Here is a 9,084-nt window from a genome sequence, read left to right on the forward strand (position 1 = left end):
AAATAATGTCTCCGTCGCTTTGTGTTACCTCTTTAACTACAGCTTTCAAACGCTCTTCAAATTCACCTTTATATTTGGCACCTGCAATTAAGGCCCCCATATCTAAAGAATAGACGGTTTTTGTCTTTAAATTTTCCGGAACATCACCTTTAATAATTCTGAAAGCAATTCCTTCTGCAATGGCTGTTTTACCCACACCAGGTTCACCAATCAGGATTGGATTGTTTTTGGTCCTTCTGGAAAGGATTTGAATTACTCTTCTGATTTCCTCGTCGCGGCCAATTACCGGGTCAAGTTTGCCAGATTCGGCATATTCATTTAAATTTCTGGCGTATTTATTCAGTGCATTGTAAGTGGCCTCTGCGTTTTGATCGGTTACGCGGTTGTCGCCGCGCAAAGCCATTACTGCTTTTTTGAGATCTTTTTCGTTTACACCCTGGTCTTTTAATAGTTTAGATGTGTCGTCGTTAACCGCCAGTAAACCCAATAACACATGCTCAACAGATACAAATTCATCTTTGAATTCTTTCAAATAAGACTGCGCTTTTTGCAATGCTGAATTAGAACCGGAAGATAAGTAAACGTTGCTGCCACTTACCTTGGGAAATTTAGCGATCTGCGCATCCAGGTGCTGGTTGAGCAGGTTAATATTCACATTGAGCTTCTTGAGCACATAAGAAACCACATTTTCATCAACATTCAGCAAACCCTTAAGCAGGTGAGCTGTTTCAATAGCCTGTTGCTGATTGCCTTGAGCTATTTCGGAAGCCTGTTGAATTGCTTCCTGGGCTTTTATAGTAAAGTTGTTGAAGTTCATAGCAAGTGATAAACAAACAAAATGCCATATTGTTGTTTGATATCAGATCGGAAATTTTGTCTGTAAATTTGTTTTATTACTGTCTAAATTGCTGATTTTTAGCGTTTTGTACTGAAAAAATGTCTTGTTAGATCTGTGAGTAGGGTTTTTTCTCTCCCGGGCTTTCAAATCTTTCTAAATTTGTTCCGCTGCAGTCACCGTAGGCGGGTAGTTAAAAGAAGGGATTTATGAAGGAATTTATACGTTTATATTTAGATGCTTACCGGGGTTTGTCTACACCTGCATGGATGCTGGCCCTGGTGATGCTCATCAACAGGAGTGGGGCAATGGTGATCCCTTTTCTTGGCGTATACATGATTAACCACCTTAGTTTTTCCCTGGAAGATACCGGTACCGTTTTGAGTTGTTTTGGCATCGGTGCTGTAGCGGGCTCTTTCCTTGGCGGATGGCTTACCGATAAAGCGGGCCATTTTAAAGTGCAGCTGTTCAGTTTAATCTTTACGGTGCCGATGTTCTTTTTGCTTCCGGAATTAAACACCGTATTCAAACTGGCTTTAGGTGTCTTCGTATTAAGTATTATATCGGAGACCTTCCGGCCTGCAAACTCAGTTTCCATTGCCTATTATTCTAAACCCGATAACGTGATCCGGTCATTTTCGCTGAACAGAATGGCTATGAATCTTGGTTTTTCTATTGGTCCTGCTTTAGGTGGTTTCCTCGCAGCGGTATCTTATACATTTCTGTTTTATGGCAATGCCGTTGCTGCATTTTTATCGGCCGTACTCTTTTTTATTTACTTTAGAAAAAGGAGAGGAAACGAGAAAAAGGAACAACCTAAAGAGGTGGCAGCTGATGCAGGAGGGAACGAAAAAAAATTATCCCCTTACCAGGATCTGCCATTTATGCTGTTTAGTCTGTTTTGCTGTATTTTTACCATCTGCTTTTTCCAGTTGCTCAGTACTTTGCCTTTATACTACAGGGAAGTCTATAAAATGACCGAAGCAGATATTGGCGTGATCCTGGCCTTTAGCGGGGTAGTGGTCTTTTCCCTGGAGATGTTGCTGGTTCATATTGCCGAAAAAAGAATGTCTTCTATGGCTATTATCGTCAATGGTACATTGATGTGTGCCCTTTCTTTTATTATTCTTAACCTGGCTTCCGGTATCTGGGTATTGTATACTGCAATGTTTGTACTTTGCCTGGCCGAGATACTGGCTATGCCATTTATGGCCACCGTTACGTTAAAACGATCCTCTTTGAAAACCAGGGGTGCCTATATGGGGATCAACGCCCTTTCTGTATCTGCTGCTCACGTATTTTCTCCCTTTATCGGAACCAGGATTGCGGCAGCATTTGGTTTTGAAACTTTATGGTGGGGGACCGGAGCTGTATTGTTGTTCACCGCAATGGGGTTTTACTGGGTGATGAAAAAAATGAAGGCCTGACAATCTTGAAGATCAACAGGCCTGTTAATTTTTTTAATATGTTCTTATCCTAAGATTTCCGCTAACTTTTCTGTCTGGTGGTCAGCTAGTTTTTTCAATGGTCCTGAGGCCAGCATCTTCATCATCATGTTTAAATCAGCAGAAATAATATGTGTTGCTGTAGTACCACCATGGCCATTATCCGCTACCGTCCATTTTAATTCAACATCAAAAGGAGCCTTTTCTGAAGGAACTGCAATCAGTTCCTGGTTAGGGATGCGGCTTGAAATTTTAATGGCAAGCTTAGCCATATTTTGTATGGTAAAACTAGCTTCGTCTTCTGTAGAAGACCAGTTGTAAATATTCTCCGGCATTAACTGCTGATGGTTGTTCAGGTCAGCTAAAAAAGAATACACTTTTTCTACAGGCAAATTGATCTCCGCAGAGCTTTCAATAACAGTCATTATATATTAGGTTAATTGTTCAAGTTCCTGTCCCCATCCTGAAGGGTCGCGACGCCATTTGGTCAGCAGGTCCACATCATTCTGTCCAATAAAACTATGCTCAGCAGCATATTTAATTAAAGTATCATAATTAGACAAACTTGAATACCTGCATTTTGCTTCTTTAAAATTTTCATCTGCCTGATCAAAGCCATAAGTAAAGATGGAAACCAGACCAGCAACAGACAGGCCTGCCTTTCTTAAAGCCTCAACAGCTTGCAAACTGCTTTTACCCGTAGAAATCAGATCTTCTACAACAACTACCCGCTGTCCTTCAACAATCTCTCCTTCAATTAAACTTCCCGTACCATGTTCTTTTGCCTTTGACCTTACATAAGCGAAAGGCAGACCAAGTTCCTGGGCAACCAGCACACCTTGAGGAATGCCAGCAGTAGCCACGCCAGCGATCAGATCAACGGAGCCAAACTCCTCCTGGATCAGCTGTGTAAGCTTTTGTCTGATGTATGTTCTAACTGATGGATGCGAAAGCGTAATCCTATTATCGCAATAAATTGGAGATTTCCAACCCGATGCCCAAGTAAATGGATTAGCAGGTTGTAATTTTATTGCTTTAATTTGTAACAGAAATTCAGCTACCTTTAATTCAATATCACTTTTATTATACATGGCTCAAAAATACAGAATATATATTAACGATAACACCTTGTTTATCGCAGATGTTGCTCCGGAACAAAATGAAGATATTCAACAAATTGATACACAGTCTTTTGATTTTTTAACATTTTATAAAAAATTAGGCAAAGGTTCAAAGAACCAATACCTGCTGCTAAGCGATGATCCGAAAGCTGCTTTTCAAAATCTGAAAAGTAAATGTCAGCTGATTAAAGCGGCAGGTGGACTTGTAAGGAATTCTGCAGGCGATTATTTATTTATTTTCAGGAATAAAAAATGGGATTTGCCAAAAGGAAAGGTTGAAAAAAATGAAAAGATGAAAGCCGCTGCACTAAGAGAAGTAGAAGAGGAGTGCGGTGTCAAAATTCAGAGTAATAAAGAAAAACTATGTAAAACCTATCATGTTTATGAGTTGGGCAGTAAAGTTGTACTTAAGAAAACCAACTGGTACGCGATGACCGTTAAAGGCCAGCCCAAGCTCGTCCCTCAAAAAGAAGAAGGAATTACCAAAGCCGGCTGGTTTGGGAAACATGAACTGGATCCGATCTTTAAGAATACTTATTTGTTGATTTTTGATGTCCTTAAAGCAGGAAAACTTATTTAATTACAGGTAAGCTATTGCGGCTGCCGGTACAAATTTATGCACATCACCATGGTTACGCAGAATATCGCGTACTATGGTGGAGCTTATAGCCGAATATTCGGGTTTGCTCAGGATAAAGATGGTCTCCATTTCGGGCATCATGGTTTGGTTGATCTGGGCAATGGCCCTTTCGTATTCGAAATCTCCTACTGAACGAATGCCCCTAACCATATATTGTGCATTAATTTCCCTGCAGAAATCTACCGTAAGACCTTCATAAAGCTGAACTTCCACATTGTTGTAGTCTGTAAATACTGCACTTACAATTTCCTGCCGCTTTTCTGCAGAAAGGTAATTTTGTTTAGAGCTGTTTAAGCCTATACCCACAATGATTTTGTCAAACAGGGGCAGTGCTCGTTTCAGAATATCTACATGGGCGATGGTAATCGGATCAAATGACCCGGGAAAAAGAGCTATTTTCATAGGATATCTATCTTTTCAAAGAAACTGAAGGAGGAGTTGCCATATTTGCGGGTTTCTGTATATCCCGGTTGTCCTTCCAGCCTGAGTAAGGAAGGGTGTTCAACAATCAGCACTCCATTGTCTGCTAATAAATTGTTCTTCATGACCAGCTGAGGAATAAGGGGTATGGTTGGTAAGTTATACGGAGGATCGGCAAAAATAATCTGGTGGGTTTTTTTATGTTGATCAAGGAATTTGAACACATCAGCTTTGACCACATCAATAGCCGGGAGATCGTATTTTTCAATCACAGATTTGACCCAGTATACACAACCAGAATGTTTGTCTACCGCCGTAATAGAAGGAATCCCTCTGGAGGCAAATTCAATACTGATGTTTCCGGTGCCACAAAATAAATCTAATACATGGCATTCTTCAAAGTCGTACAAGTTGTACAAAATGTTGAATAAGGCTTCTTTGGCCATATCCGTTGTTGGCCTTACCGGTAAACGCTCCGGCGCATTCATCCGGATTCCTTTTAACTTGCCGCCGATTATACGCATAGGTCGATGGCTAATAAACTGCTGTAATAGTAAATAGGCATATCATCCAGGATGGTGCAGTCTACATTTTTATTCTGTGGAAAGTTAAAGGAAAGCTTTTTAAAATACTTTTGCAGTATTTGATGTCTGCTGTCGTCTTCATTAATAATTCCGCTGATGTAAACCGGGGTTTCTTCCCTTGCGATGTTCAGCTGTGTTAAAATCAAGAGTAGATAGTAGTTGAATTCTTCAGCATCTTCAATCTCATAACTGTTCTTGAAAATCAGCTTTGAGCCGGTTACATAAATGACGGTAAAGGAACGAGCCGTGAAGTCCAGAAACAAGCCATCACTAAGACCAGCAGCAAGGGCCAGCACAGGAGTGGTGAGTTCAAATTTAACCGGATTTTCAAATGTACTGTTCAGACTGTCTTCAAATTCGGGCTGAAAGCCAAATACAGAGGTGAAGTTAAAATCTTTGTTTTCCTGTATATAAACTTGCTTACGATGGTTTTTGCTAAAAAAATTCAGGTAAGAAGGAATGTCTTTTTGTTGGTATAATTCCGGTGGGACGGCAATAGAATTATCTGTTGCAACGGAAACTTTTACCGTTTTGAAAGGATGTTGCAAATAGGGATCGTTCTTTAAATTACTGTGTAAGGTCTGCGAAATATTAGGGCATTCCTGCTGGTCAAAGATGGCTTTGAGGTGCTGGCTTTCCTGATTTATAATTGCATAAGAAAAGCTGTCGTTTGTAATTTTTATCAGTAAATTACAATCCGGTGCCGTGTTGGGATCAAATTGAGGATCCAAAAGCAGGAGGCTGTTTTTAATATTCATCTTAACAAAATTAATTCTTTTTTCTATAACAACACCATTGCATATTTGTAAAATGGATAAAGTGACGATTATAGCCCAGGCTTATCCCTTTCCGCCAACAGAAGAACAACTGATTTTTTGTAGCAGGATGGCCGGGTTTTTATCAGGGCGGCTGGATGAAAAATGTTTTGTATTAAAGGGCTATGCCGGAACCGGTAAAACTACTTCTGTGGCCGCTCTGGTTAAAGCGCTTCCTCAATTTAAACTGAGGTCTGTATTGCTTGCACCAACGGGAAGGGCGGCAAAAGTGATGAGCAATTATACCGGAAAAAAGGCGCTGACCATTCATAAAAAAATTTACCGTAAACGCTCGGCAGTGGCCCTGGATATGGCTTTTCAGCCAGCACCAAACCTGGCGGAAAACACCTTGTTTATTGTTGATGAAGCCTCCATGATCGCCGATGAATGGAACAGTCAAAATGCTTCTTCTTTTTTAAAAGATCTGATGGAGTTTGTCTATAACCAAAAGAATTGTGCCGTTGTATTTGTAGGGGATACTGCCCAGCTTCCGCCGGTAGGGAGTTTGGATAGCCCGGCATTGAACCCCGTTCATCTGGCCGAAAGCTTCTTGCTCGATGTGGTGCATGTAGAACTCAAAGAAGTGGTCCGGCAGGAAAAAAAATCGGGTATATTGGCCAATGCCACTATGCTCAGGAAGCTGATCAACGATTATACGGCAAAGGAAGAACTTGGTGAAGTTCCGGAAATAGAACTTCCCAAATTCATCACCAAGTCTTATAAAGATATTTTCAGGATGACCGGGGTAAAATTGGTCGAAGGATTAGAGTATGCCTACAGTAAGTTCGATATAGAGAACTGTCTGGTGGTGTGCAGGTCTAATAAATCGGCCAATGTGTATAACCAGCAGATCAGGGCAAGGCTGTTGTACCGTGAAGAAGAACTGACCGGTGGAGATCAGATTATGGTCGTCCGCAACAATTATTTCTGGCTCGGGGAAAATGAGTCTGCATCTTTCATTGCTAACGGCGATATGGCCAGGATCACCAGGGTCAGAAACGAAGAAGAACGCTATGGGCTTCGTTTCAGTGAGGTGCAAATGGAGTTTCTGGATTATCCGGAACTGGGTGCCATCACCTGTAAAGTACTTCTGGATACCCTGACCGGAGAAACGCCAAATCTTTCTTATGAAGATAGTAAAAAGCTGTATGAGGGAGTGAGTTTAGATTATGAACACATAAAAACAAAGAAAGAAAGGTTCGCCGCGATTAAAGAAGATCCATATTATAATGCTTTGCAAATTAAATTCGCTTATGCGGTGACCTGTCACAAGGCCCAGGGGGGGCAATGGGATGCCGTATTTGTTGATCAGGGTTATCTGACCGACGATATGGTGGATATGGATTTCCTGCGCTGGCTGTATACTGCGGTAACCAGGGCAAAAAGAGAATTATTTTTAGTAAATTTTGCCCAGAACTTATTTACAACTCCGGCGGAAGACTAAAAACCGGCTTTAAAGATGTGCTTATGATATTTGGTTTTTCCTTTAAACAAAAAATGAAGATTGCGGCATTTTTGTTCTTCATTATGTGCTCCACCATGTTGATACGGATGCTCGAAGACAAGAGCATCAAAAATATGAGCAATGCTTTTGTCTCCATGTATCACGACCGTTTGATACCGGCAACAGATCTGTTTTTCCTGGCAGAGAATGTCTATGCAAAGAGATATTTACTGGAGGAGGCTTTAAACCCGGAACGGACAGTAGAGATCAGTTTCATCGAATTGAAAAAGAAACTAGGCAGTTATAATAAAAATATAGACTCACTGGTACATAAATATGAAGGTACTTTTCTAATAAAAAAAGAAAAGAGCCAATTGGCTGATCTTAAAACAAAGCTCCGTGATGGAATCCTTATAGAAAACAATATCATCACGATGGCAGAAATACATACGCTGGCAGAAGGACGCCATCTATTTGAAGCCTCGGGGAAAACAGCCTATAACAATATTTCAGAAAAATTATCTGAGCTGAGCCGGATACAGACAGATGCGGGGGAGGAATTGATCCGGGAGTCGGAGTCTATCGTTTCGGGGAGTAAATTGTATTCTACTGCACAAGTATGCCTGGCTATTTTTATTGGTATTATGATTGTAAATCTTGTACTCACCTCAAAGGTAGCGAACATTAAAAACGATAGATTTAATTTGAATTAAGCAAGGAGAGGAATACGGACGATAAAACTGCTGCCTTTATTTTCTGTGCTGTTGACCAGGATGTCGCCCTGATGCTGTTCAATGATTTGCTTGCAGATGTGGAGCCCAAGGCCAATAGACTTTTCTCCACGCAGACCCGATCGCCCGGCTTTGGAAAACTGGTCAAATAATTTATCAAGTAATTCCGGTGGTATCCCAATGCCAAAATCTCTCACGGTGATCATTGCCTGTGCATCTTCTGTTTCCAGCGAAACATGAATCGGTGCATGGTAAGGGGAAAACTTTAAAGCATTTCCGATCAGATTGTCGATGACCCTCAAAAATTTTGAAGGATTGACCATGGCGTAAACCGGCGCTTTCTCAGTCTGTAAATTGATTTTCCGCTCGCTGCTAAGGTTCATTTGCCAGGTTTTTACAATCTGGTCCAGGAAAGAAGAGAGATTGATTTCTTCCCTCGGTAGCAAGGTGTTGGTATTGCTTTCCTGGATAACCTCCAGTAAATCGTTGATAATGGTTTTTGCCTGATTGGCGGAATCAAGGACCATTTCGACTTCTTCCTTTACGCTTTTCTGAACTTCTTCCTCCATCAGCATCATCGTGCTTAACGCTTCAATGTTGCTTAAAGGATTGCGCAGGTCATGCGCCACAAAGCCAAGTATTTCGCCCTTCTGGCGGTTGAGTTGTTCTACCTCCCGGTTCTTTTCTTCCAGCTGTTTAACCTGGAAAAAATGCTGGGATTTGAAGTAATAACTGTAACGGGAAAAGCCAAAGAGTACAAAGGCAAGGACAATGGAGACAATGACATTGAATATCTTTTCCTGAATATTTAAAGATGAAATACTGATGCTTATGATAAAAAGCACAATGATATAGACCGAAAAACCAATCACTTCCCAGAGCTCCAGCAAAAAGAAAATGCTCACCGTTACAATGCCGACCAACAGCATCATTAAGGTATTTTTAGTGTTGTGAAGAGAAACGATATAACTGGTAGAGAAGGTGATGGAAATGATGAAGAAAACGAAAAGTAAGGTAATTGTTTTCTTAAAGAGTTTCTTTTTCTGCCG

General features: G+C 40.9%; 11 protein-coding genes. 4 read left to right on the forward strand and 7 right to left on the reverse strand.

Annotated elements, in window-relative coordinates; translation table 11 throughout:
- Nucleotides 1–817 (reverse strand): Clp protease N-terminal domain-containing protein (locus tag VNZ46_RS14590; RefSeq protein WP_325560814.1); only part of this gene is annotated, 817 nt, incomplete at its 3' end.
- 227 nt (nt 818–1,044) lie between these two features.
- On the opposite strand from VNZ46_RS14590, the gene VNZ46_RS14595 reads away from it, so the two are divergent.
- The gene (locus tag VNZ46_RS14595) at nt 1,045–2,262 is read left to right on the forward strand and encodes an MFS transporter (protein ID WP_325560815.1); all 1,218 of its coding nucleotides are present in this window, start codon (nt 1,045–1,047) and stop codon (nt 2,260–2,262) included.
- Nucleotides 2,263–2,306: 44 nt separating this feature from the next.
- Here VNZ46_RS14595 and VNZ46_RS14600 read toward each other — a convergent pair whose 3' ends face one another.
- Nucleotides 2,307–2,705, reverse strand: a complete 399-nt coding sequence (locus VNZ46_RS14600; protein ID WP_325560816.1) for an SRPBCC family protein — start codon at nt 2,703–2,705, stop codon at nt 2,307–2,309.
- Nucleotides 2,706–2,711: 6 nt separating this feature from the next.
- A complete protein-coding gene (gene pyrE / locus VNZ46_RS14605) occupies nt 2,712–3,371 on the reverse strand; it encodes an orotate phosphoribosyltransferase (protein WP_325560817.1) in 660 nt (219 codons plus the stop codon).
- Here pyrE and VNZ46_RS14610 point away from each other — a divergent pair.
- Nucleotides 3,370–3,981 carry an NUDIX hydrolase gene (locus VNZ46_RS14610; RefSeq protein WP_325560818.1) on the forward strand — a complete coding sequence of 204 codons (612 nt, stop codon included), beginning with the start codon at nt 3,370–3,372 and terminating at the stop codon, nt 3,979–3,981. The genes pyrE and VNZ46_RS14610 overlap by 2 nt on opposite strands.
- Here the strand turns inward: VNZ46_RS14610 and coaD are convergent, their stop codons facing one another.
- From coaD to VNZ46_RS14625, 3 genes are read right to left on the reverse strand one after another with little or no spacing between them, the layout of a single operon-like run.
- A complete protein-coding gene (coaD, locus tag VNZ46_RS14615; RefSeq protein WP_325560819.1) occupies nt 3,982–4,443 on the reverse strand; it encodes a pantetheine-phosphate adenylyltransferase in 462 nt (153 codons plus the stop codon).
- The gene (locus VNZ46_RS14620) at nt 4,440–4,985 is read right to left on the reverse strand and encodes an RsmD family RNA methyltransferase (RefSeq protein ID WP_325560820.1); all 546 of its coding nucleotides are present in this window, start codon (nt 4,983–4,985) and stop codon (nt 4,440–4,442) included. The genes coaD and VNZ46_RS14620 overlap by 4 nt, the downstream gene beginning before the upstream one ends.
- Nucleotides 4,976–5,803, reverse strand: coding sequence for a DUF3822 family protein (locus tag VNZ46_RS14625; protein ID WP_325560821.1), 828 nt, complete (start codon nt 5,801–5,803; stop codon nt 4,976–4,978). Before VNZ46_RS14625 ends, VNZ46_RS14620 begins: the two co-directional genes overlap by 10 nt.
- Before the next feature lie 52 nt (nt 5,804–5,855).
- On the opposite strand from VNZ46_RS14625, the gene VNZ46_RS14630 reads away from it, so the two are divergent.
- Entirely contained in the window at nt 5,856–7,304 is a 1,449-nt protein-coding gene (locus VNZ46_RS14630) for an ATP-dependent DNA helicase (protein ID WP_325560822.1), read from the forward strand.
- Between the two features lie 23 nt (nt 7,305–7,327).
- Nucleotides 7,328–8,017 (forward strand): MCP four helix bundle domain-containing protein, encoded by a 690-nt coding sequence (locus tag VNZ46_RS14635; protein WP_325560823.1) that lies wholly within the window; start codon nt 7,328–7,330, stop codon nt 8,015–8,017.
- On the opposite strand, the gene VNZ46_RS14640 is transcribed toward VNZ46_RS14635, so the two are convergent.
- Nucleotides 8,014–9,084: HAMP domain-containing sensor histidine kinase (locus VNZ46_RS14640; RefSeq protein WP_325560824.1), on the reverse strand; the 1,071-nt coding region annotated here is incomplete at its 5' end. The genes VNZ46_RS14635 and VNZ46_RS14640 overlap by 4 nt on opposite strands.

This window comes from Pedobacter sp. (assembly GCF_035566355.1).
Lineage (GTDB): Bacteria > Bacteroidota > Bacteroidia > Sphingobacteriales > Sphingobacteriaceae > Pedobacter.

Coding starts and splice junctions, on each gene's coding strand:
- VNZ46_RS14595 (WP_325560815.1), top strand. CDS start 1,045: ATGAAGGAATTTATACGTTTATATTTAGATGCTTACCGGGGTTTGTCT.
- VNZ46_RS14600 (WP_325560816.1), bottom strand. CDS start 2,705: ATGACTGTTATTGAAAGCTCTGCGGAGATCAATTTGCCTGTAGAAAAA.
- VNZ46_RS14610 (WP_325560818.1), top strand. CDS start 3,370: ATGGCTCAAAAATACAGAATATATATTAACGATAACACCTTGTTTATC.
- pyrE (WP_325560817.1), bottom strand. CDS start 3,371: ATGTATAATAAAAGTGATATTGAATTAAAGGTAGCTGAATTTCTGTTA.
- coaD (WP_325560819.1), bottom strand. CDS start 4,443: ATGAAAATAGCTCTTTTTCCCGGGTCATTTGATCCGATTACCATCGCC.
- VNZ46_RS14620 (WP_325560820.1), bottom strand. CDS start 4,985: ATGCGTATAATCGGCGGCAAGTTAAAAGGAATCCGGATGAATGCGCCG.
- VNZ46_RS14625 (WP_325560821.1), bottom strand. CDS start 5,803: ATGAATATTAAAAACAGCCTCCTGCTTTTGGATCCTCAATTTGATCCC.
- VNZ46_RS14630 (WP_325560822.1), top strand. CDS start 5,856: ATGGATAAAGTGACGATTATAGCCCAGGCTTATCCCTTTCCGCCAACA.
- VNZ46_RS14635 (WP_325560823.1), top strand. CDS start 7,328: ATGATATTTGGTTTTTCCTTTAAACAAAAAATGAAGATTGCGGCATTT.